This is a genomic window from Palleronia sp. LCG004 (assembly GCF_032931615.1).
Classification (GTDB): domain Bacteria; phylum Pseudomonadota; class Alphaproteobacteria; order Rhodobacterales; family Rhodobacteraceae; genus Palleronia.
In genome coordinates this window covers 176,945-197,635 of the sequence record NZ_CP136761.1, presented here as the reverse complement: position 1 = coordinate 197,635, position 20,691 = coordinate 176,945, and the positions used below count along the sequence as shown (strand labels likewise).

General features: G+C 59.2%; 21 protein-coding genes and 3 pseudogenes. 11 read left to right on the top strand and 13 right to left on the bottom strand.

The window, feature by feature from the left end; all coding sequences use genetic code 11:
• Positions 1-65 precede the first annotated feature (65 nt).
• From RVY76_RS17270 to RVY76_RS17245, 6 genes are all read left to right on the top strand, one after another.
• The gene (locus RVY76_RS17270; protein ID WP_410796053.1) at positions 66-1,220 is read left to right on the top strand and encodes a hypothetical protein; all 1,155 of its coding nucleotides are present in this window, start codon (positions 66-68) and stop codon (positions 1,218-1,220) included.
• A 483-nt stretch (positions 1,221-1,703) separates the two neighbouring features.
• Positions 1,704-2,009 (top strand): hypothetical protein, encoded by a 306-nt coding sequence (locus RVY76_RS17265; protein WP_317377341.1) that lies wholly within the window; start codon positions 1,704-1,706, stop codon positions 2,007-2,009.
• 83 nt (positions 2,010-2,092) lie between these two features.
• Positions 2,093-3,124 (top strand): SH3 domain-containing protein, encoded by a 1,032-nt coding sequence (locus RVY76_RS17260; protein WP_317377339.1) that lies wholly within the window; start codon positions 2,093-2,095, stop codon positions 3,122-3,124.
• 214 nt (positions 3,125-3,338) lie between these two features.
• Positions 3,339-3,638 (top strand): hypothetical protein, encoded by a 300-nt coding sequence (locus RVY76_RS17255; RefSeq protein ID WP_317377337.1) that lies wholly within the window; start codon positions 3,339-3,341, stop codon positions 3,636-3,638.
• A gap of 1 nt (position 3,639) precedes the next feature.
• Positions 3,640-3,948, top strand: coding sequence for a hypothetical protein (locus RVY76_RS17250; RefSeq protein ID WP_317377335.1), 309 nt, complete (start codon positions 3,640-3,642; stop codon positions 3,946-3,948).
• 29 nt (positions 3,949-3,977) lie between these two features.
• A complete protein-coding gene (locus RVY76_RS17245; protein ID WP_317377334.1) occupies positions 3,978-4,691 on the top strand; it encodes a hypothetical protein in 714 nt (237 codons plus the stop codon).
• A 307-nt stretch (positions 4,692-4,998) separates the two neighbouring features.
• Here the strand turns inward: RVY76_RS17245 and RVY76_RS17240 are convergent, their stop codons facing one another.
• From RVY76_RS17240 to RVY76_RS17230, 3 genes are all read right to left on the bottom strand, one after another.
• A complete protein-coding gene (locus RVY76_RS17240) occupies positions 4,999-5,412 on the bottom strand; it encodes a DUF305 domain-containing protein (RefSeq protein WP_317377332.1) in 414 nt (137 codons plus the stop codon).
• Positions 5,413-5,474: 62 nt separating this feature from the next.
• Positions 5,475-5,873, bottom strand: a complete 399-nt coding sequence (locus RVY76_RS17235) for a hypothetical protein (protein WP_317377331.1) — start codon at positions 5,871-5,873, stop codon at positions 5,475-5,477.
• Between the two features lie 148 nt (positions 5,874-6,021).
• Complete coding sequence (locus RVY76_RS17230; protein ID WP_317377329.1) at positions 6,022-6,849, bottom strand: glutaredoxin; 828 nt, start codon at positions 6,847-6,849, stop codon at positions 6,022-6,024.
• A 117-nt stretch (positions 6,850-6,966) separates the two neighbouring features.
• Here RVY76_RS17230 and RVY76_RS17225 point away from each other — a divergent pair, with 117 nt between their 5' ends.
• A complete protein-coding gene (locus RVY76_RS17225) occupies positions 6,967-7,236 on the top strand; it encodes a metal-sensitive transcriptional regulator (RefSeq protein WP_317377327.1) in 270 nt (89 codons plus the stop codon).
• Here the strand turns inward: RVY76_RS17225 and RVY76_RS17220 are convergent.
• Both RVY76_RS17220 and catB read right to left on the bottom strand, forming a co-directional pair.
• Positions 7,196-7,612 (bottom strand): cytochrome c, encoded by a 417-nt coding sequence (locus RVY76_RS17220; protein WP_317377325.1) that lies wholly within the window; start codon positions 7,610-7,612, stop codon positions 7,196-7,198. The two genes, RVY76_RS17225 and RVY76_RS17220, sit on opposite strands and share 41 nt — an antisense overlap.
• 561 nt (positions 7,613-8,173) lie before the next feature.
• Positions 8,174-8,809, bottom strand: a pseudogene (gene catB, locus RVY76_RS17215) (type B chloramphenicol O-acetyltransferase).
• 680 nt (positions 8,810-9,489) lie between these two features.
• Between catB and RVY76_RS17210 the strand changes: the two are divergent.
• A pseudogene (locus RVY76_RS17210) lies at positions 9,490-9,672 on the top strand (DUF2442 domain-containing protein); the annotation flags it as partial.
• 384 nt (positions 9,673-10,056) lie between these two features.
• Here the strand turns inward: RVY76_RS17210 and RVY76_RS17205 are convergent.
• The 4 genes from RVY76_RS17205 to RVY76_RS17190 form a co-directional block, all read right to left on the bottom strand.
• A complete protein-coding gene (locus RVY76_RS17205; RefSeq protein ID WP_317377323.1) occupies positions 10,057-10,383 on the bottom strand; it encodes a type II toxin-antitoxin system PemK/MazF family toxin in 327 nt (108 codons plus the stop codon).
• Entirely contained in the window at positions 10,380-10,598 is a 219-nt protein-coding gene (locus RVY76_RS17200; protein ID WP_317377321.1) for an antitoxin MazE family protein, read from the bottom strand. The genes RVY76_RS17205 and RVY76_RS17200 overlap by 4 nt, the downstream gene beginning before the upstream one ends.
• A gap of 454 nt (positions 10,599-11,052) precedes the next feature.
• Entirely contained in the window at positions 11,053-11,280 is a 228-nt protein-coding gene (locus RVY76_RS17195) for a hypothetical protein (RefSeq protein ID WP_317377319.1), read from the bottom strand.
• Positions 11,281-12,133: 853 nt separating this feature from the next.
• A complete protein-coding gene (locus RVY76_RS17190; protein WP_317377317.1) occupies positions 12,134-12,874 on the bottom strand; it encodes a replication initiation protein in 741 nt (246 codons plus the stop codon).
• A gap of 354 nt (positions 12,875-13,228) precedes the next feature.
• On the opposite strand from RVY76_RS17190, the gene RVY76_RS17185 reads away from it, so the two are divergent.
• A complete protein-coding gene (locus RVY76_RS17185; RefSeq protein ID WP_317377532.1) occupies positions 13,229-14,266 on the top strand; it encodes a Y-family DNA polymerase in 1,038 nt (345 codons plus the stop codon).
• Between the two features lie 3 nt (positions 14,267-14,269).
• Here RVY76_RS17185 and RVY76_RS17180 read toward each other — a convergent pair whose 3' ends face one another.
• Complete coding sequence (locus RVY76_RS17180) at positions 14,270-14,563, bottom strand: hypothetical protein (RefSeq protein ID WP_317377315.1); 294 nt, start codon at positions 14,561-14,563, stop codon at positions 14,270-14,272.
• Positions 14,560-15,150, bottom strand: coding sequence for a hypothetical protein (locus RVY76_RS17175; protein ID WP_317377313.1), 591 nt, complete (start codon positions 15,148-15,150; stop codon positions 14,560-14,562). Before RVY76_RS17175 ends, RVY76_RS17180 begins: the two co-directional genes overlap by 4 nt.
• Before the next feature lie 927 nt (positions 15,151-16,077).
• Between RVY76_RS17175 and RVY76_RS17170 the strand changes: the two genes are divergently transcribed.
• On the top strand, positions 16,078-16,623 hold the full coding sequence (locus RVY76_RS17170) for a hypothetical protein (RefSeq protein ID WP_317377312.1): 546 nt from the start codon (positions 16,078-16,080) through the stop codon (positions 16,621-16,623).
• A 252-nt stretch (positions 16,624-16,875) separates the two neighbouring features.
• Here the strand turns inward: RVY76_RS17170 and RVY76_RS17165 are convergent, their stop codons facing one another.
• Positions 16,876-17,343, bottom strand: coding sequence for a hypothetical protein (locus RVY76_RS17165; protein ID WP_317377310.1), 468 nt, complete (start codon positions 17,341-17,343; stop codon positions 16,876-16,878).
• 651 nt (positions 17,344-17,994) lie between these two features.
• Between RVY76_RS17165 and RVY76_RS17160 the strand changes: the two are divergent.
• Positions 17,995-18,225: pseudogene (locus RVY76_RS17160) on the top strand (transposase); the annotation flags it as partial.
• A gap of 213 nt (positions 18,226-18,438) precedes the next feature.
• Here RVY76_RS17160 and RVY76_RS17155 read toward each other — a convergent pair.
• Complete coding sequence (locus RVY76_RS17155; RefSeq protein ID WP_317377308.1) at positions 18,439-19,578, bottom strand: epoxide hydrolase; 1,140 nt, start codon at positions 19,576-19,578, stop codon at positions 18,439-18,441.
• Positions 19,579-20,691: the final 1,113 nt, after the last annotated feature.

The window sequence follows — 20,691 nt, the reverse complement described above, 5'->3', positions numbered from 1 at the left end:
TTACGTGGACACACGCCGGATTACGGTCGAGCGAGATCCGACGTCTGCGCCTCAATTGCGTGGAAATGCAGACGGAAGAGATAGTCGACGAGAACGGCGTCACGCCGCCTGGCAGCGTGTGTTACCTGACGGTTCCGGCGGCTAAGACGTCACGCGAGTTTACCAAGCCCGTTGCGCCCATCGTCTATAATGCGATCCACGACTGGATGGCCATCCGCCCGGTACAGCCGGACATTGTTGACGAGAAGACCGGTGTTCACGTTCCTTTCTTACTAATGAACAGGGGGCGCCTCGTCAGCGCGGGCTTCTTCAATGGCACTGTCATTCCCACGCTTTGCGCCAAGGCTGGCGTGCCTCGAAGCGACAGCCGGGGGAAGATAACAAGCCACCGTGCCCGATCCTCGACGCTGACCGCGCTGGCGAACGCCACGCATCCTCTGTCGCTTCTAGAGTTGATGAAGTGGGCCGGTCATTCAGAACCGAGGTCAACGCTGCACTATTTGGGGATCCGACCGACACGGTTTGCCGCAACCTTTGCGCAAGCGGACAATACGGCGCATATGATCGAAGTCTTGATCGACCACGAAAGCGTCATGAATGGGGATGCGGCGAAGGGCCGACCATACAAGTTTTATGACCTAGGCGATTCCTACTGCTCAAATCCGTTCTGGAGTACTTGTCCACATCGGATGGCCTGTGCTCGATGCGACTTTAATCTGCCGAAGGAATCGGCGGCGGGGCACGCGCTTGAAGCGCGCGCATCCGTTGACCGTCTCCTCGAAGAGGTTCCACTAACTGATGATGAACGTGCGATGGCCGAGGGGGATCGGGAAGCGATCGAGGGCCTCATTGAGAAGCTTACCGCGACACCCACTCCCGACGGGCGGACGCCCCCTGAAATTCTATTTAAGAAGAAAGGCACGCATCGGGCCGCGGATAGAGCTACCGCTCTATACCATCGAACAGCGGTAATGCGGGGGGTTGCTGCTGTTTGCTGTATCGGCTTGACCTCCTCTACTACGGCGAACGCCTTGAGTATAAAGGGCGGAGAGCGGTCATTCGCTGCGGACGCCAAGGTGCTCCGGCTGGCGTTAGGAAGCGGAAACTCAGTGAGGAACCTGGGACGGTACACGCCTGGACGACACGAAGGGCGGGAAGCGGACCTTCGCCGCGGTCGCGAAGGCACCTCGGCCGCACCGCGGAAGCGGACATTCAGGTGAGAACCAAGGCCGGAACCCGCTCGATCGACACCAGGGGCGGAGAGCGGACATTCGCGGCGCAATCGACGGATGGCCGCTACGGGGCCGGATATACCGATGACCCGGCCCGGGGATGAATGCTCTGCTGTACCGCCGCTCGTTCGGTTGGAGTGATTCCGACGGCTGCAGCCAAGGTCGCGTCGCCCACCGGGCGTCGGCGGTTCAATCGGCATATTGCCGCTTGCAAGCGCGGATTTCTGACAGAGTGATCGATCCACGATTGATTCAATCGCGGCGGCAATTAAGGATTTCTCAGCCGCATCTGGCTGACACGCTCTTTCGAATGAGGACCATGAGACACACGCGCATCACAAGGGCAACCATCGTTTCCATTCGCGACTTCGCCGGACGCGCCCTTAGTGGAATCGAGAAGCGGCGTCTTGGAGGCTCGAGAGCCGATGGCGCGATGAGATACGACCAACCAACAGAGAGGGGACAGAACATATGAGAACGGGTTTCAAGATAATCGCCCTGGTCACCGCCTGCGCCGGACTGGCTGGATGCGTGGACGACATGGAAAGTCAGGGCGAAGGGTTGAGCGGTACGCCGTCGCAGTTCGACGCCATGGAAGGCCGCTGCCTGTCACAAGCCGCAGGCATGACCGGGGTCCCGCAAAGCGCCATCGGCATCAACGAACGGCTTCAGACCGGAGGTGGCCCGATCCTGACGCTCGATGCGGCCGGCTCCTCCTATACCTGTCGCCTCGAAGACGACGGCAGCGTGACGGTCTTCAGCGAATTCGCCGACTGATCGTCAGACGACGACGCGGTAGTCCGCGCCTCCATCGGTCGGCACGATGCCAGCCGAATATCAAAGCCGGCGGGGAAACAGTCATGACGTTCATCGCAAATCTCGCTGCCGCGGCGATCCTCTGCGCCACGACGACATTCGCCCTGGCCCAGGATCGCAGCGTCGACGTCCGGTTCCCCCCCGGCGCCACGGGCACGACTCTCGAGGACCGCGTTGTCGGTCGCGATACCATTCTCTTCAATGTCGGTGCGGAAGCCGGACAGGTGATGGAGGTGGCCCTGTCCGCCGACAACACGGCCACGTATTTCAACGTGTACGCACCCGGACGCGGCCCCGGAGACGAAGCCCTCGCCGCGAGCGAGAATACCAACCCGATTAACGCCTGGCGCGGCACCCTTTCCATGTCGGGGACGTATACGATCGCCGTCTACCTCTATCGCAACGCCGCGCGCCGGGGCGAACGGGCCGACTTCACGCTCGACATCTCCGTCCTGGGGAAGGCGGGCGGGAGGTCCGAGGGCGATGCCGCGGGCGGCCCCGACTTCCTCCAGGCCGCCGTGGGGGGCGGCAATACGCTGAACCTGCGCGCCCGTCCCTCTGAGAGCGCGAGCGTCGTCACCCGGCTCATCAACGGACAGAACGTCCGCAATCAAGGCTGCCGAATGTCCGAGGGCCGCCGCTGGTGCCGCGTGGCGACACTGGCCGATCCGGGATACGAAGGCTGGGCAGCGGGCAATTTCCTAGTCGAGGGGGAAGGGATCGCGGTGTCGCTCCCCGAGGAACCACCGGGCATGTCGATGCCTGACGCCGTCGAGCCGGTCGCCTTCGCCCCGGGCGCTTCGGGGGCCAGGTTGAAGGGTCGTCTCGATCCGGGCGATGCCCGCAGCTATACGTTGGACGCGCGCGACGGACAGTTTCTCACGGTACAGGTTCTGGGCCAGGGCCCGGCGATCTCCTACCGGATTCTCAATCCGGACGGGACGGTTCTACTCGACGAGATGATGAGCGATCGGGATTACCGAGGGCAACTCTGGCAGACGGGTGTCCATGCCGTCCAAGTGATGAACCACACGGCCAACGTCGCCGACTATACAGTCGTCTTCGGGATCGAATAGGCGATCCATCGGATTTTGAGGGGAGATCGCAGATGGCCTGCGATACGCAATCCTGACCCCGAATACCGCCCACATTCTCGGCCCGATCGAGGCGGGAACGGACGACGACCGGCAGGTCTGTCTGAGCGGCGACGACGTGGACGAGGTCATCGACGGCGGATCTGACGGCGGGATCTCCCCCGTCACGTCCGCCATCGCGTAGGAGGTGTCGGTTATGAGACTTGCGCGCACCTGCCGATGGTCGCTGAGACTTCTCGCGTTGGTCTATGTGCTGGCACTGATCCTGTTCGCGATCGGGTGGTTCGGTCTTTTCGGTGCCGACCGAGACCCGCTGTCGGCTGTGTTCCTGATGCCCCTCGGCCTGCCTTGGGTGCTTTTCGCGGACTTCTTGCCGGAACCGCTCTGGCCGATCGCGGCGGCGCTCGCACCGCTTCTCAATTTCGCGCTTCTCGCGGCTCTGTGCCGGTGGATCGCGCGCCGCGATGGCGCGGCATCATTTGAAAGGAATAGATGAAATGGGCAAACTCGTGACCGGGGCAATCGGGCTGGTGATCGGCCTTGTCATAGGAGCGATCTTCGGCGGCGCCCTAAAGATCGGCGCGGCCGCGGGCGTGGGCGCGGCCACCGGGATCGGCGCCGGCATCTGTTCGACCGTCATCGCGGCGCAGGAGGAAGGCCTGCTCACGCCCGAGGAGATCGACCGGGTGCTGAACCGGGCCGCCCGGGACATGGCCACGACCGCGGACGACCTCGACGGCGAGATCGTCGGCAGCGCGGCGGAGTGCGAGGCGACTATGGACAGGCTGCGCGCAGCCACGAAATGATATCCCATGACCGCAGATTGGATCGCGACATGACCAGCAAAATGAATGTTTCGGCGGCGGCGGCCCTCTTTCTCGCACTGACGATCCCGGCGTCGGCGCAGTCGCCCGATTACATGAGAGAGGATTGCGTGGTCGCCTCCCGGGGCTTCTACCAGGCGTTCGACGCCCGGTCTGAGACCACGTACGAGGGCCAGCGCACGGACGGCACCCACGCGGTGAACGGACAAATCTATCTCGAGAACCGGCTTTCGGACTTTCAGTGTTCCTACAACAGTACGGGCGACACGATGGTCGATTTCTATGCGGACGGACAGAGCTGGCCGGACTTCGTCCGGGGCGGCGACAGTCCCTATGCCTCCGATGCCGCCGCCCCTGCGAGCGAACCGCCGGTATCGGACGCGGCCGCAGAGGTGCAGTTCGAACCCGGGAATTACGGCATCATGCTCGAGGGCGCGATCGTCGGGGGCAACTATTTCGACTACAGCCTGGCGGCCAGCCGGGGCCAGACCCTCTACCTCGACCTGCAGGTCGACGGGACGAACGGCGACGGCTCCATCTTCTTCAACGTCCTGCCGCCGGGCAGCACGGGCGAGGCGATCTACAACTCCTCCATGTCCGGGAACTCCGGCGTCACGATCACCTTGCCGGAGAGCGGCGCCTACGTCGTCCGCCTCTACCTTATGGGCAACGACCGGGACACCGACAAGACGGTGGGCTACGACCTCGACGTGTCCATTCAGTAGTGAGGTCACCCCTGATCCCGTACGCTCGCGGTTTTCTACTCCGCCCGGAACGGTTGGCCGATAGGCGAGCCGTTGATGAGCTCGCCGACGCGGACGGTCTAACAACACGCCGCGGATATGAATCGGGAATAAGCGGTAGCGTCGTCCGCATATTGTTGTTCCGTTCGTCATGATGCTTTGGAGTTCGTAGCAGATGACCGGTTCGTCGGCTGCGCTGCAGCATCGAAAAAATCGGGAACGGCCGCTAAGGGCCGGTCTTTACCGTCGGGCCGATAGGCCGCGCGACGCTGTCGCGCGACCAGGTCGATCAGGTCGAGGAGTCTTCGAGCCACTCGGTCATGTACTCGATTTCTGTCTGCTGGACCTCGATGATTTCTTCGGCGAGGCGACGCATGTCGGCGTCCTGCCCGTGGTCGAGGACCACCTGCGCCATGTCGATGGCCGCCTGGTGATGTGCAATCATACCGCACGCAAAGGCAATATCGGGATCTTCCTGCATCATGCCCTGCCGCATGGCGGGCATCGTCAGAAGCATCCTTTGCATGTTCTCTCGGACGTGATCGGGCATCATGCCGCCGTGATCGTCGCCGGCGCTCATGCCCATGTCGTGATCCGAGCCATGATTCATCATGTTGTTCGATCTTTCTGTACCGCTCATCTCCGATACCGGCATGTCGGAACATTGCTCTGGCAGTCCGAACATGTCCGCGTTCTGCGCCATTGCTGGGGCGGCGAGGGCAAGAGCGAGCAGGGCGCTTGCGGCGAGGGTCGTTTGAATCTTCATCATATTATCTCCTGTGGGAACGATCTCTGGGTCTCCTGCAGAAGATGCCGGGGCGGAGGGGGCTGGACCTCCGCGCTCATACCCGGCCGGTCGGCGGCCGAGCTCAAATGATGGAGGACCTTTGTCCCTTCTGTAGGGGTGTCCCGGCTCCCAACGATCAGATCGGGATGGCAGAGAGCGGCCGCGCAATCACCGGAGAGCGCCGCACCGCAGATCTCGCACGGCTCGGTGTTGCAAGTGCGGTCGGTTTCATCGGGCAAGTGATTTCCGTAATCCAACGCCTGGACGCGCGAGCCAAGCATGTGGCCCATGACCGCGGTATGCGCCTGTGCCAACGATCCCGTCAGGATCATCGCGCCGAGGAGCATGATGGAAAGGCACCGGGTCAGCATTGTCATGACAAAGGTTTCGCAGAATACGCTTTCTGACGGGACCCGGTCGAGCCCCCGGTGCCGTCCCTGATCGTCGCGGTCTTCATTGTCGTTACTGTCCTGGATCTAGGGGGCGGGGAGTAGCCGGGTCCGGCGACGCTGTCGCCTTGCCGATCTACGTGGGCATCGTCGTGCCGGTCAGGACGTTGGCGATCATCCAGATCCCCATGGCCATCATGACAAGGTTCTCGGTCAGGGAGATGAAGCCCAGCGGCACGTTCGATCCGCCCCCGACACAGGCGCATTTCAGCTCGCGCTTGTCGATACAGACGGCCTTGATGACGCTGATTGCGCCGATCGTCCCGATGAAGAGGCCCACGGGCGCCACGGCCCAGATCAGCGGCGAGGCTGTGCCGATGAGGGCGGCCATGCCGATGCCGGCATAGAGTTCGAGGAACGGATAGGCATAGCCATAGGGGACATAGCGTCGCGCCAGCAGGTCATAGCCCAAGAAGCCGCTTACGAAGCCTCCCACATCCTGCAGCTTCTGCACGGCGAGGGCGACCATCGAGGTGGCGAAGAACCACATTAGCCACGTCAGGACCGGGAAGCCGTCATAGAGGTTTGCGACGATTGCCGCGGAAAGCAGTGCCATCGAGCCGAAGATGGCGATCACCGGCGCATAGGTCGTGTCGTCTTTGCCGAGGACGCGGAAGCCGAACCGCTCCTTCAACTCGCTGAACCCACCAACGCGATCGCCGTCGATCCAGGCCTGCGGCGTCGTCTGCACGCCATGAGCTTCCTTAAAGGCGTCGATCTCTGGGCGGCTCGTCAGGAGGTGGTCGTCGACCCTGTATCCCTTCCATTCCAGCAGCGCTTTCGACTTCAGGCCGAAGGGACAGAGATGGCCGGGCATGGCCATGCGATAGAGCGAAGCCGTCTTGCCAATGCCGCGGCTCGCGGCGCGAGCGGCTTCGGGGCCGTCGATATCAGCCGTACTCATGGTAGAGCCTCCTAGTCCGTGCGAATGGACGTTCGTAATCGGGATAGGCTCGCATATATACCCTATAGGGGTATATTCAAGCGCACTTGCAGCGCCCGGTAGAGACAGGAGACAGATATGAAGCAGGACAAGCAGCGCACGCTCGACAGGCTCTCGCGGCTGGAAGGCCAGGTGCGCGGCGTCGCGCGCATGGTCGAGGAGGATCGCTACTGTGTCGACATCCTGGCTCAGACCGCGGCGGTCCGATCGGCGCTCAAGGCGGTGGAGCGGCTGGTCCTCGAGAACCACGCCAGGCACTGCGTCGAAGAGGCGATCGCGGAAGGCCCCGACGCGCAGCGCGAGAAGTTCAACGAACTGATCGCCCTGCTGCAAAAGGCCCAAGGGTGAGGCCCGAGAGATGCTTCGTTAGCGCGCCGTCGCCTCGTGGCGGGCGGATGTCGGAGGGCCACGTGGATTTGATGTAGCTCAGGACGGCGGCGATCTCCGCCTCCGTCAGAACATAATCGAAGGCGGGCATGGCGGACTCGTAGTCCGGATCGCCGATCATTTCGCCCAGCCCGTACTTGGTCAGGTTGAACAGCGTCTCGCCGTCGTGGTGCCAGGTATGCCCCGTTTCGTCATGGGGCGGTGCCGGTAGCAGCCCATCGGGTCCACGCACACGCCAATTGGGCTGCCCTTCCAGATTGACGCCATGACATACGGCGCATTCAGCCGCGTAGATCTTCGCCCCCTCCGCCACGATCGAAGGAACTTCGAGGTGCAAGGCAGGCGCATCCGGCCCCGCCGATCCGCTCGCCACAGCACCGAGGCCGAGGCCCGCGGCCCGCGGCCACTACGATGATAATCGCAACGAACCTCATGATCCGGTTCGGTGGACCATTTCGTCCGCGGCTACGCTGCCTCGAATGGCGGTCACGTAGGAATGGGGCATAGTAATCAGGGCCGTAACCAAGATACCGATCATACGCATGAACTAATACCTACACGGGGTATACCACTGGGGCAAGGTCGAGGGCTGAGCTTGCGCCCGTTTCGCCGGATACTTGGTCGGGTGCAGACTTCAGTTCAGCATGCGAAAGCCCGCTTCGTCCCGCGAAGTGTGAGTTCGGCTGCCGTAATGCTTTGCAACCGCGGCGAACGGCCGGTTCGGCGGGCGCGCTGCCGCATCGAGAGCGGCCGTGAATGTCCGTAGTGGGCCGGGAGCGTCGGTGGGGCCGCCTTACTGGTGATCTCTGAGTGCCGCACCGCCGCATGTCCGCTCTGAGCCCGTTGCGGACGATTGCGCGCGCCATAAAGCCATAAGGTTGATGGCGCGCGCGTGGATTTAGCCTCCTCGGATATGGGTACTCCAATGCGCGTGTAGAGCTTCAATGTCGCCACTGGTTAGAAGCGACATCGCAACATTCAGGTGGTCCTCTGACCACTCCCACCACCGCAGTTCGAGCAGAAGATCGACTAAACCGTCATCAAACCGCTTCCGGATTTCCTTAGCCGGATCCCCGCCAACGATGGAATAGGGCTCTACATCCCTTGTCACCACGGCGCGCGTTCCGATGACGGCACCATCGCCGATCTTGACGCCCGGCATGACGATGGCTTCGGAGCCAATCCACACGTCATTGCCGATGACCGTGTCACCGGCTGGACGGAAACCGTTCTCTGCGCCTTTGAATTCGCGCACGTCGGACATCCAGTAGAATGGAAACGTGCTAACCCAATCGTATCTATGGCCCTGATTTCCAGCCATGATGAAGGCAGCGCCGGAACCTATCGAGCAGAAGCTCCCGATTATCAGGCGGTCAACGCCCTCGTCCGGCAACAGATAGCGGGCACAGTCGTCGAAGCTATGGCCGTGATATTAGCCTGAGTAGTAGCTGAACCGTCCGACCAAGATGTTAGGGTTGGTAACCTGTTTGTCTAAGGCGATGCCCCGGAAAGGGCTCGCGAAGTAGTTCTGCATTTCAAACCTCTGAATGAATGGCTTGTGTCCACACACGCAAGCCAACCGCGACCGCCAGTGGCGGCACGCTGTTCCCCTGCGCTATCGCACAGGGAGTTATTCAGATGGTTCGGTCCGCAGACTTCATCGGGTTTTCAGCCATTCAAACTCTACCCGATGTTAGTCCTACAGTCCGCAGGCGCAAGTCGGGTCATCGGCAGCTTCGTAGGCGATCCAGACATTCGCGGAGCCAGACATTGTCGGCTCTCGACCCTTCTCCGCGCAGACGTTTTGTCGGCACGTTGAGCCAGACGGCATTAGCTACCGAGGCGGGAATGCGCTGTTCATCGAGGGCGTCTGCGATTTCCCAGACTGCTGATACCATAGCCGGGGCTAACGGCTGTTCAGATCGAAGCGCGACGACGCTGGATGGCACAGTAACTTCCCTCATTCGACAACGCTATTTTGTCATGACGTTGTCGTCAATTGTGTTGTCGAACCCCTCCGGGATGTTGTCGCGAACCCTCCGGGATGTTGTCTTCAGCCCTCCGGGATGTTGTCGCGAAGGGGTACAGTGTCAGTGTCGGGTGTCGAGGGGAGCGAAGCGACACGCGACACTCGACACCCGACACTCAGACGAAACCGCCGGTTTCGGCGGTCGGGCATTGCCCGGCCGTTAGATCCAGTGCGAGGTCAGACAGATGCAAACACTCATCTTCGAGATCGACCCGGTGGCGGTGAACGTGTCCTTCGCGGAAGACGCGTTCCGGGTTGTGCTGGAAGATGGCCGAGAACTGACCGTGCCTCTGGCGTGGTTTCCCCGCCTCCTGCAGGGCACACCTGGCCAGCGGTCGCGGTGGAAACTGATCGGACGCGGCAAGGGCCTGCACTGGGAGGATCTGGACGAGGACATCTCCGTGGCCGGGCTTCTGGCCGGTCGCCGGGACCAGACGCAGTCGCCTTCGCAAGTGGCTAGAGCAGATCCATTCCACCGAGGCTGTGGCGCGGGCGAAGTCAATGGCGGGCGAAGTCAATGGCAGGATATATTCAAATGTAGAACATTCGAATTTAGCGGTGCCGGGCGATGGATGCGCTCACGGAGAGTGACGCTCTGCTTGCCTCCCTCAAAGCCTCCAGCGGTCCGCACAGCGCCTCTGAGAGACGGGTGCGGCCCTTCTCGCTCCCCGAGGGTGCCTGAGCCGAGGATGGGCCTCTACGGGGCTAAAAAGCGGGTCTGGCAAAAGCACGGGTTTTCGAGAGGGTCGCGGCTACCCGGCAATCCCCAGGAACAGCGCCAAGGACCGGCTCACTTGCAGCATCGCGGTATCACCAACTTGGCCGAACGCGGCCCCCAGCTTGTCGGTGCGGACGGTCATCGTCTTATCGATCATGATCTGGGAGGTCGCGCGCAGTCCGTTTTCCGGAGACGGCTCGATGGTCATCCGCACCAAGGGAGCATCCAGAAGCGTGGACGTAACCAGCAGAACCGTCGTGGTCGCCGTGTCGGGGAAGCGATCGGACTGGATGACCAGAGCGGGCCGCGGTTTGCCGTGATCGCCCTGCAGGGCGACCGTGACCAGATCGCCCCGCTTCACTCCCAGCCGTCCACGTCGACCAAGGCAGCATCCATGAAATCGCCCAGGGCGGCGTCGGCCCGGTCGGACTCCGCGATGAGCAACGCCTGACGGCGGCACTCATCGGCAAAGCCGGGGTGGCGGGTGTCAGGCACCCAGATCTGCACAGGTCGCAACCCGGCCGCCCGCAAGGCGTCACGGCGCTTCTGAACACGATGGGAAACGGGGGTCGGCATGGCGCTCTCCTGTCTCGTTACATGTAACGGAGTGAGGCGATCCGTTCAAGCCCGTGCGGATGTTGCCCCCGGCAACATCCGGGGCCGGTCTGTGGACGAGGGCAGGATAGGCTTTGCGCCAGCAAGTGGGACCACCGGCTCTGCCAGAGGCGAAGAGTGGGTTGTAGAAAGCAGGATATGTGGCGTGTGATACAAATTCGTTTTGGGGACGTATGAGGGGCGAAGATGGCAGGAAATAGGGGTCTTTGTTCACACCCTGCGCGCCGCTTCATCCCTTGTCCTCAAGGCTAAAAGGGTTGCTCTATCGTGAAGGTTCGAGGCCGCCCTGGCGGGCGGTAAATCGCCTCCTCCTATGCCTCTTGGCGGGCGATGTCGTCGGCGATTTGAAGAAGGCCTGGTTCCGGCCGGCGCACACCGAGGCAGGCCGTGGAGCCAAGATCAGACGGCAGTACGGCTAGCGCCGTCTTGAACCGAAGATGCGGCGCCAGAACGGGCGGTGCAGATCGTCCAGTTGAGCCATGATCGCGTCGAGCTGATCCTCGATCCGGTGGGCCGGAAGGTTGGACTGGCCAGAGATCGTGGAGACGGCAGCCGAGTGCAGGGTCTCGTTGACCCATTCCCCCATTGTCATCCCGGACTTCCGGGCCGCAGCCTTGACCGCTTCGCGCGTCTCGAAGGTCACGCCCTTCACCTGCCAGGACGGAATCTTGGTACTGCTGGTTCTAAGCTTATTTTGCATGGTCAAACGCTACACTAGCATTACTAAAAATTACCACCGGTAATGCCCTTTTCGAGCTTTTGGTCGAGCGTGTTCATATAGCTGTAGCGTGAGTTGCGAGAGCGATCACTAAGGGGCTAGGTGTTTAGTCCCGGGGTGGCGTATTTATCCGCCTACGAAAAGTTTGGCAGTAGAATGTCGTCGAAAGGATCGTAAGTGAAGGATCGCAGTATTAAAAAACAGTTTTTCATCGATATTGTGAGTTTATCGATCATATGGGTAATATTGCTTATTCTAGTAGTTATTATACCAGAATCTGGATCTCCATCAATATATCGGGCGCAAGCAATCTTATTTTTAAAGCTCTCACCGTTGCTAATTCCCATTGACGTTATCTACTTGTATAATAAGAAGAAGAAAAAAAGGACCGATAGAAATTATCAAAAGATTACTGAATAGTACTCAAGGACCCAAGGTGCCCTTCATGACGTCATGGCGTATAAGACCGGCATCAAGAGTCTCGTTTGGACTGGCTTGAGTAAAACGACTGGTCTTAATATTGCGGCGAAATGACTAGGTATGTAGATCGCGGCCATCACGAGCACGATGTAGGCGATTTGCTGGAGTACAGGCCATGTGCGCAGATTTGCGAAGATCGAGAGCTTTATCTACAGGTGAGAGTATGGCCCTTGTAGGTATTTTTGCCAGTTACCTATAAAATACATAATTGAGAGAATAAATATTATTGCGAGAAGAGGGCGCTTTAGCCAGCGAGATTATATCTTTTTAGTCTTTTCAGCAATTATATCAAACAGAATCATTTTTGATAAAAACTCTGTTTTTTGCAAAATGCTAAAAAGCTATTTCTGGCAATATCGGCTTGTCGGCGTGTGTGATTTATTTTTTGACCGTTTGGGCCTTCCAGCTCGAATGTTCGCCCCACCGGTTTAGCCCATTCTTCGCGCTTCGCATCCGTCAGGTTCCCCCACCAGGTCAACGCGGGTTCAGTTTGCTCCTGTTCTTCGATCATGGGTGGAGCATCGTCTGCAGCCTGCCTCTGGCGACGGGCTTGGCTATGGCGCTCATTCTCGGCCGCCGTTTCGGTGGCGTCGTGGGGGTCTTTCCAGCGCCAGTCAAAGCGAACGGCGTGGACCGAGCGACCGCGCTTTTCCGGTGTCATAGTTACGGTCACGGTGCCGTAGTCGTTGATCGCTTCAACGGCTGGGTCGAGAACACGCTGACGAAATGTGTTGAAGCGGTCGTAAGACTTCTGGGTGTCTGCCGCCATGAGGGCGCGCAGCTCTTCCAAGGTGAAAGTCCAGTAAGGGCGTCCAAGCCGCTTCTTGTCGGCCAGGATTGCGTAGAGACGGCGAGCATGGCCGGTCAGACGGTGTGCCGCTGTGGCCTCGATCTTGGTGAAGTTCGCGGGGCTGCGAAGCGCGTGGACCCCCGCCGGTGGGATCAGCAGGCGCGCCATGCTGCCGCCCTCGGTGATGTGCCATTCGGCCAGGACAACCGCGCCCCACGGGTCGCCCCGGTATTCCCCTGACAGTTTCACGCCAAGTCCCGCACTGCGGACCTTGGCCGACGGAAAATGCTGCGGGACGCAAGAACGACCGCTTCCGTGAAGCTGCGCCGCGGTATGGTCGCCCAGGCCTAAGGTCCGCTTTGGGCCGTGCACTACGAGGTCTACATCGCTGCATTTTATAACACGGGTTGCGCCGTCGCCGTCAGTAGGAACCGGCCCGGTCATTCGCTGCGGCAAGAACGAACGGCCGCTCCGGGCGAAGGTTGTGCTGAAGTCGATGGCCTGAACCACCTACGCTAGCTGAGGGCTACGGCGCTTCAGGCCATCTAACGGCCCACGCTTGATAGTCCCAGCAGATAGAAGTGGCGTCGTTTTTGATTCCACATAAATGGCGACGTCAGCGCGCGTGTCGTGACAGTCTACGAGGACTTCACGCCGTCGGTGGAGATCTACTCGATCGACGAGGCATTCCTCTACTTTCAAGGGGTTAGAGACCGAACCGAACATGCCCGCGAGATGCGCGCGGCCGTGCTGAGGCGCGTCGGCATCCCCGTGCGTGTCGGCATCGCCTCGTCGAAAACACTGGCGAAATGCGCCAATGAGATCGCCAAGAAGAACCCGATCTTTGGCGGCGTCCTCGACATGATGGACGAGACGCTGGCGAACTGGCTACTGCCGAAGGTGCCGGTCGGCGACATTTGGGGGATCCGGCGGCAGACCGAGAAAAAGCTGCAAAAGCTCGGGATCGCGACCGCGGCCGAGCTGCGCGACATGCCGCTGCGCCAGGCGCGCAAGGTCGGCACCGTGGTGCTCGAGCGCATCGTCTGCGAGCTGCAGGGCGAGGCATGTCTGTCATTCGACGAGGTGGAGCCTCAGAGGAAGGGTATGGCCGTGACCCGCTCGGCCGGCACTCCGATGACTGAGTTCGATACGCTCTTCGAGGCGATCTCCGCGCACGCGACGCGCGCGGCCGAGAAGCTCCGCAAGCACGGGCTCGTTGCCGGCACGCTGACGGTCTTCTTCCACACCAACCGGCACCGTCAGGACCGCCCGCAATATTCTGGCTCCCGCACGGCACTGCTCATGCCGATGACTTGCGACACGTTCGATCTGGTTGAGGCCGCCCGGCGCTGCGCCAAGGCGGCCTGGCCGAAGGATACGGGCAAAGGCTACGGCTTCACCACGGCGGGCGTGATGCTCGACGATCTGCTGCCGATCGAGGATCGCCCGCGAACGCTCTTCGAGGCACCGCGTCCGAGATCCGCGGCGCTGATGAGCGCGCTCGACGAGGTGAACGATAGGTTCGGCAAGAAGACGATGGTTTTGGCGAGTGAGGGGGTGGAACGGAAATGGAAGCTGCGCTCCGATCACCGGTCTCCGCGCTACACGACGCGGCTCTCGGACCTGCCGGTGGTGCGCTGAGCGTCAGCCCGGTGCGTTCGATTTCAGACCAGCGTTTTCCCCGAAATAGCGCAGGTAGCGATCGAAGATCGCCTGGTACTCGGCGCGTGCGCGCGTGGCCTCGGCATTGAGGCAGTTCAAATAGTCCTCGGTCCCGCGGATGTAGTCCTGGTACTGTTCGTCGATCAGCGCGCGCAACTCGGGGTCATCCGCGGGCGGCTCGTAGGCGAAGGGCTCCTCGGGTGGCATGCACCCGACCTGCGCGATGGCAAAGGTCGGAGCCGCCAGCATCACCAGGAATGTCGCTGCCCGGATCACTCGGTGTATTGCACCCGGACAAGGGAGCCGCGACCGGTGTCGAACTTCTGCCATCCTTGGGTGAACTCTTCGGGTGTGCCCGGTTCGAGTGTCAGGTTCACCCAGAAGTCCGTCCGCTCGGGACGGGTCTTGTTGGTGTAAGTGGTCGTCGTCGTGTAACCGTCAGCGCCGGTCCAGCCGCGTTGCTCGTAGGCGCTGTCGTAGCAGAAGGTATTGACCGTGTAGTTCTGGAATCCATCGTTCTGGGAAGCGCGGTGATAGAGGGTCTTGTCGGCCGGGCAATCCCAGCCTTCCGGAGAGGTCGCGGACTGCATGCGGTAGTCGATGTCATAGCGATCGTACGCGTCGCCATTCGACATGGAGCAGAAGCCGATGGGTGACTTACCATCGCGGAGGCGGTCGATCATGTGATCGAAAGCGTCGCCGCAGCCGCCGGGGAACCCGGCCGGCATACAGAGTATCACCTTACAGTCCATATCGTAGTTCTGGGCCATGGCTGGCGCGGGTCCGATACCCGCCAAGGCGGTGATTGCGGCGGCGCTGGTATACGCGAATGAGGCGGAGAGGATCCGGGTTAATCTGAGCATTTCGTCTCCGGGGGCGAGGGCAGGACGTCCATACGTCAGACCTTAGCACAAGGGCCAGAAGGATGAATCCCCAAGTTCACCTCCGACACCGTCGCACTCCATAACCCTATACCGAATCCTTAAAAAATATGGCTTCCGGCCGCTCAAAAGGCGAATTGCGAGCGCGTAGTTCTACCAATATCCTGCATCCAACATCAGGGAAAACGGTGGTGTCTTACCACATTTAGCTATACCCAGATGAAGGCAGCCTCAGAAAGATGGAATTGATGCAACGTCATCAGATTGAAAACTTTGTCCTAAACATTGACACATTGGTTATCGTATTTCTTGGATGCGTCTTGCTTACGTATTTTTGCTATACTTCTATATCTCGCTCCGGGCGATTACTTCCAAAGAAACGCCTCGGTATTCTTTACGTTCTTACCGGAATACTTTTATATGCAATCCCAGCGACCGTTCATAGGTATGCGTTCGTCAGGCTTACGGATGATGAGAACCTATTCAATCTTCCCAGCGAAGTCGTTGGCCCATCCTATGACGCTTTGAACTCAGCATTCTATAAATGGGGCGACCTGCAGATCGCACTTTTAACTGGTTCTATTTTCATCATACCCGCGATTCTTCTTACACTTTGCTATCTTTCCGCTCTTGTCATACGCGGCATTGTAAAGATTCCAACACTTCTCCATTAAATGAGGAAAAGAGAATGCCTTGAACGGGGCGTTCATAGCGTGATCACTACCTCCCGTGGTTTACAGTAGCACTGGATCATCATATCGATACTATCGGGAGGACCGTCACATTCCCATGTCTTATCCGTAAGCCCAGATCCCGCTTATGAAGGCAACAAATTAAAGCCCAGAGAGCCAAAAAGAATCCCTGGAGTAATCTACAAATTTCCTATCAGAATAGCGGAGGTACAATATAGTGCGTTTTAAGCTTACTTTCGCATGCGTTGGAATTATTCTGTCAACTTTAGCAACGCAGAGCTACTCCCAAAGCGAGAATGAACGTTCGGGCCAAGGTGTGGCTATCTTCTCCGGCAACGAAAGAGAAGATATGTTAATAGAGAGAACGCTTTCGCATATCAGTAATAAATTGAATGAAAGGATGAATGAAGCTACAGATGGCGAGGCATCCTTGATGATAATTATTAGTGGTGAAAATATTATACAGAATGGCATTATCGCCTTACCGGAAAACCGGTTTTCGCCTGATGAAGCACTAAGTAAGTTAAGTGGAGGAAAAGTGGGCGGATCTAATTGCGCCAATATCGAGATTGAAGGCGATGAGGGCTCAACCCAAGTTGGAATTATTGACACTCAAGAGGTTAAGGGCAAAGGGCTTAAAAGATGTGTTTTGCTGTTATCAGCAGCATACATCTATGGAAGCGGAGATTTTTTGGAGGAATACTCCAACAAAGAGATTATCGCTTTCATTTTGACAGAAGGTGGTTTTGTCGAATATCAGTAAAATTCATTGGAATAATTCTGAAACGGCTTCGCAGCCTTTGGGCTTGATGATAAATACATATATCATAATATTAATTCCCGGCCCTTCGTGGGCCCTTCCGACAAGGCCGTTGGCTGCAATGCGGCTTCACCAGACCAGTCGATCGCCGTGACCGTGAGACCGATTCCGGGTCGAACTCACACTATACGTGACGAAGCTGCCGTCTGACGCCGCGACGTGAACAGCAAGGAACCGTAGAATAGTGCCGCCTTTTCAAGCGGAATCTAGCACCTCGGATTGCCGAAGGATGATGTCCTGGACTATCTCGGCCTCCCGGATGTTCTCGAATAAAATTGGGTTTATTCCTCGTGATTGCAGCATGGGCCAGCCCGGATGGGTCAGGCCCAGACCGAATGGCTGGACCGCATCTTCCGACAGCATACTGCCTATCGCCAATGACGGATACGGGCGAGCATCCTTGATCGGATACGTAAAGCTCCATACGTGAAGACACGAGACAAGATAGAGACGGCTTCTTAGAAAAGCGTCTCTTCCGCGTCGGCACACAACCGCGCGACGATCGGTTACAGCGTAGAATAAATTCATCAGAACATACTGACGGCTCGAGGCAAGCAACAACGAGATTGCGCCGAAGGCCAACGATAGCGCACCGAAAACCCAGATAGCGTCACCGCGCTCCAACGTTCCGTTGTTGTCGATAAAAGGCATAGACAGCCACATGACGAATGCTCCGAGACCAAGGCTCGCATGCCATATCTTCACGTGTCCGGCGAACTCGAAGAATGCTCGCCCATAATCTGGCCGTCCGTTCCAGAGTAAGCACTTGCCGGGTTTCAGTATTCAAGACCATTCGTATTCGTCATGGTCAATCAACCTGCGACTCCCTGAGTCCCTTTGTCTACATCAATGGCCAAAACAGTTTTTCCCACTGAGACGCCGTCACAAACGAGGTGAGCCTACCTCCTGCTTATTACGCAATCATCTCGATAAACTGAACGAGATGCTAATTCTTACTCTCGTTCACTGAAGAAACGGTGGAGGCAGTCGCTTTGGGCTCGATGCGGACATGCGGCAGGGCTGCGGGGCGCATGCCGGGTCCGCATCAACCTGGCATCGCTCGCCGGCCCAAAGCTACCGTTCACTGGCAAGATCATCGCTGTGGCCCGACTTGACCGGACCGAACATTGGCGCATCACGCAGCGCTTTCGGACGGTGAAAATGAAGTGAGCAGACTCGCCTTCCATTGGCAATTCAACTCATTGGAAGTTTGCCTGTTCAAGGCTGGTTCTACTTGGGGCAATATTGCGCGCTAGGACCATACCCATTGATGTCAGCGCCGTTATTTGAATCAGCTTCTGCCAAGAGGCCGTGATAAGCGACCGGTTTTCGCCGATTGAAGAACTGATGGAGCGGCTGCACCCGCTCTTTCCCACGAGCCAGGGCCGGCTGCGGGTAGACGACCGGCGGGTGTTGACCGGCATCGTATTCATCGACCGCAACGGGCTAGTGTGGCGCGATTACGGTCCGCACAAGACGCTCGACAATCGATGGAAGCGGTGGGGCGAGGCGGGTGTTTTCACGCGGACGCCTGAAGGACCGGCACCGGGCCGCCGCCCGCTACGACCGCAGCCCTACCGCCTTCTTCTCCGCCATCGGCTTCGTCGCCGCGATCATCTTCTGGCTGCAATCAGCGTGTTCTGCCCCTGACACGCTTGGGCGAGGCATCCAAGACTCCCTGACCTGCCCTCCTAACCTACAGGTGCATCTGGTTTGACAGGGCCCCACGCAACGCGCTTCGGAAATCGAGCTCCACCTTCAGGCGCGCGCTCCCGACACCATTGCGATAAAGGCGCGCAGATCGGCCAGCATCAGTTCCGGCTCCTCCAGCGCAGCGAAATGGCCGCCCCGCGGCATGTCGGTCCAATGCACGATGTTGTAAGTCTTCTCCGCGAACGAGCGCGGCGGTGGAGAGAACACCGGATCGGGGAAGGCCGCAAAGCCGGTCGGCACCTGGATGCGTGTTCCGGCCGGTAGCATCCGCGAATTCTCAAGCCGGCTGCCGTAGTAGATCCAGGTTGCAGTCACGAACGATGCCGGCGCGATGTAGAGCATGATGTTGGTGAGCAGCTCCTCTTCGGAAAACTTGCTCCAGATGTCGGGGTCGCCATTGGCGTTTGTCGGAAGATCGGCCCATTTACCGAACTTCTCGAGTATCCAGCCCGCCGCTCCGACCGGGCTGTCGGCCATTGCGACGCCAAGTGTCTGCGGACGGGTTTCCTGCTCGTGAAAGTAGGCGCTCTCCTGATCGGCAACCAAAGCCCGCCTGGCGGCATACGCCTTCTCCTCGTCGGTCGTCGGGGCGGCGTCCTCCGCACGCACCGTCATCATGTTGATATGGATACCGTGCAGAGTGTCCGGTCGATCATGCGCTAACCAGGCCGCAATGCCGTGCCCCCAATCACCCCCTTGAACGAAGTACCGCGCGTCGCCGAACAGCTGATTCATCAGCCCATGCATGAGCGCGGCAGCCCGCCGCGGGCCGATCGGGCGCGCGATCGGGTTGGAGAACGCGAACCCGGGAAGCGAGGGGACGACGACATCGTGCCCATCCTCTGCGAGCGGCTCCAACAACCGCTCGAACTCGAGATACGAGCCCGGCCAGCCGTGGAGAAGCAGGACGGGCGGCTTGGAGCCGTCGCCTTTCACATGAACGAAGTGGATGTGCTCGCCTTCCACGTCAGCCATGAAGTTGGGGAGTGCGTTGAGCCGCCGCTCGACCGCACGCCAGTCGTAGTTGTCCTGCCAGTACGCGGCAAGCCGCTTGAGGTCATCAACCCCGACCCCCGCTGACCAGCCCCCCGCATCCGGCAACCGGCTCCAGTCATAAGCCTCGACCTTCGCTCTGATCGTGGCGAGCCGTTCGTCAGGGATGTTGATCGTGTAGGGTGAAATCATGATGTTCTCCGCTTGAACTGGGGTGCGGTTCGATGGAGGTAACGTCCATCGATCCGCTATCCATATTGTCGATGGATGTTTTCACAGCCGACGGCCGCATAGCGCCCGTCGATCGTCCATTCGAGGCTGACCATCGGTATTGGGACAGAACGGGCTCAGTCGGTCCATCGGCTCTTCCGTTAGCCAAAACGGGTCGCTCATCACAGCCTCATTGCGGAGCCTGATGAGATCGCGACGATCCCATCAATAGGTCCTGACCTCAGGTAAGTAATGGCTTTCGATCGGGTCATTTGCGGACCCGTCGCTCCGCCGTGAAGGTTTATGGCGTCCACCATGAACGCTTCCCGATGCTGGACCATTTCAATCCAAGGTCTAGCTTTGCGCGAGACCACCGACCCTTCGGATCGGGACTCCCAACTAACCTGCCCCATCGTTCGCGCCGAGGCGTACTTCGCGGGGCCTGCGAGCGTGGCTCTGAGCATTGGGGCATCTCAAGTTCAGACCGGACCCACGGCGGCGCAGCCGATCGAAAACTGAGCGCGCTGCGCCGATCGTCGTTCGGCCCCTTCCGAACATTCGCACAGGCCTTCTTTGCCGCAGTGCAGTTTCCCCACATCGGACTTCAACCACTAAGTACAGAATTGGATAAAGCTAGGCCTCTCGGATTTTGCGGACTTGGCTCGATACGCATTGAGATCTGCATTAGCGGCTACTTAATAAGCGGTCGGTTTGGGCCATCATCTCCGACCGCTTATTAGCAACTCTACGCTATTTAATGTCTGGGCGACAGCTATGTGGGACTGCAGAAAGATCCCCAGCAAGCTATCAGTCCGAACGACGTATGGGCCATGGACTTCGTCCACGATCAGCTAGCCAAGGGTAAGAAACTTCGCATTCTGACCGTCGGTAATAATTATTCGCAGCCGTGTGCAGCGGCAGGTCACCTTGCGGCGCGCGCGTCCCGCAATGGTGTCTACGCTGAAATGACAGTAGCCAGGAATTCATGTATCAATAAGATGAACTATCACAGTGGCGATTTTCTCAATCTCGGTCAAGTCGGGAGGTGCACCGCCTTGTGGAGTTGGCGCAAAATCATAACTTCGAGGATAAGGT

Excerpts from the sequence above, each read along its gene's own strand:
- RVY76_RS17245 (WP_317377334.1), top strand. The coding sequence starts at position 3,978 with ATGACCAGCAAAATGAATGTTTCGGCGGCGGCGGCCCTCTTTCTCGCA.
- RVY76_RS17230 (WP_317377329.1), bottom strand. The coding sequence starts at position 6,849 with ATGAGTACGGCTGATATCGACGGCCCCGAAGCCGCTCGCGCCGCGAGC.
- RVY76_RS17155 (WP_317377308.1), bottom strand. The coding sequence starts at position 19,578 with ATGATTTCACCCTACACGATCAACATCCCTGACGAACGGCTCGCCACG.
- RVY76_RS17265 (WP_317377341.1), top strand. The coding sequence starts at position 1,704 with ATGAGAACGGGTTTCAAGATAATCGCCCTGGTCACCGCCTGCGCCGGA.
- RVY76_RS17235 (WP_317377331.1), bottom strand. The coding sequence starts at position 5,873 with ATGACAATGCTGACCCGGTGCCTTTCCATCATGCTCCTCGGCGCGATG.
- RVY76_RS17165 (WP_317377310.1), bottom strand. The coding sequence starts at position 17,343 with ATGTGGCTGTCTATGCCTTTTATCGACAACAACGGAACGTTGGAGCGC.
- RVY76_RS17255 (WP_317377337.1), top strand. The coding sequence starts at position 3,339 with ATGAGACTTGCGCGCACCTGCCGATGGTCGCTGAGACTTCTCGCGTTG.
- RVY76_RS17240 (WP_317377332.1), bottom strand. The coding sequence starts at position 5,412 with ATGGCGCAGAACGCGGACATGTTCGGACTGCCAGAGCAATGTTCCGAC.
- RVY76_RS17270 (WP_410796053.1), top strand. The coding sequence starts at position 66 with ATGCAGACGGAAGAGATAGTCGACGAGAACGGCGTCACGCCGCCTGGC.
- RVY76_RS17225 (WP_317377327.1), top strand. The coding sequence starts at position 6,967 with ATGAAGCAGGACAAGCAGCGCACGCTCGACAGGCTCTCGCGGCTGGAA.
- RVY76_RS17250 (WP_317377335.1), top strand. The coding sequence starts at position 3,640 with ATGGGCAAACTCGTGACCGGGGCAATCGGGCTGGTGATCGGCCTTGTC.
- RVY76_RS17260 (WP_317377339.1), top strand. The coding sequence starts at position 2,093 with ATGACGTTCATCGCAAATCTCGCTGCCGCGGCGATCCTCTGCGCCACG.
- RVY76_RS17200 (WP_317377321.1), bottom strand. The coding sequence starts at position 10,598 with ATGCCGACCCCCGTTTCCCATCGTGTTCAGAAGCGCCGTGACGCCTTG.
- RVY76_RS17175 (WP_317377313.1), bottom strand. The coding sequence starts at position 15,150 with ATGCTCAGATTAACCCGGATCCTCTCCGCCTCATTCGCGTATACCAGC.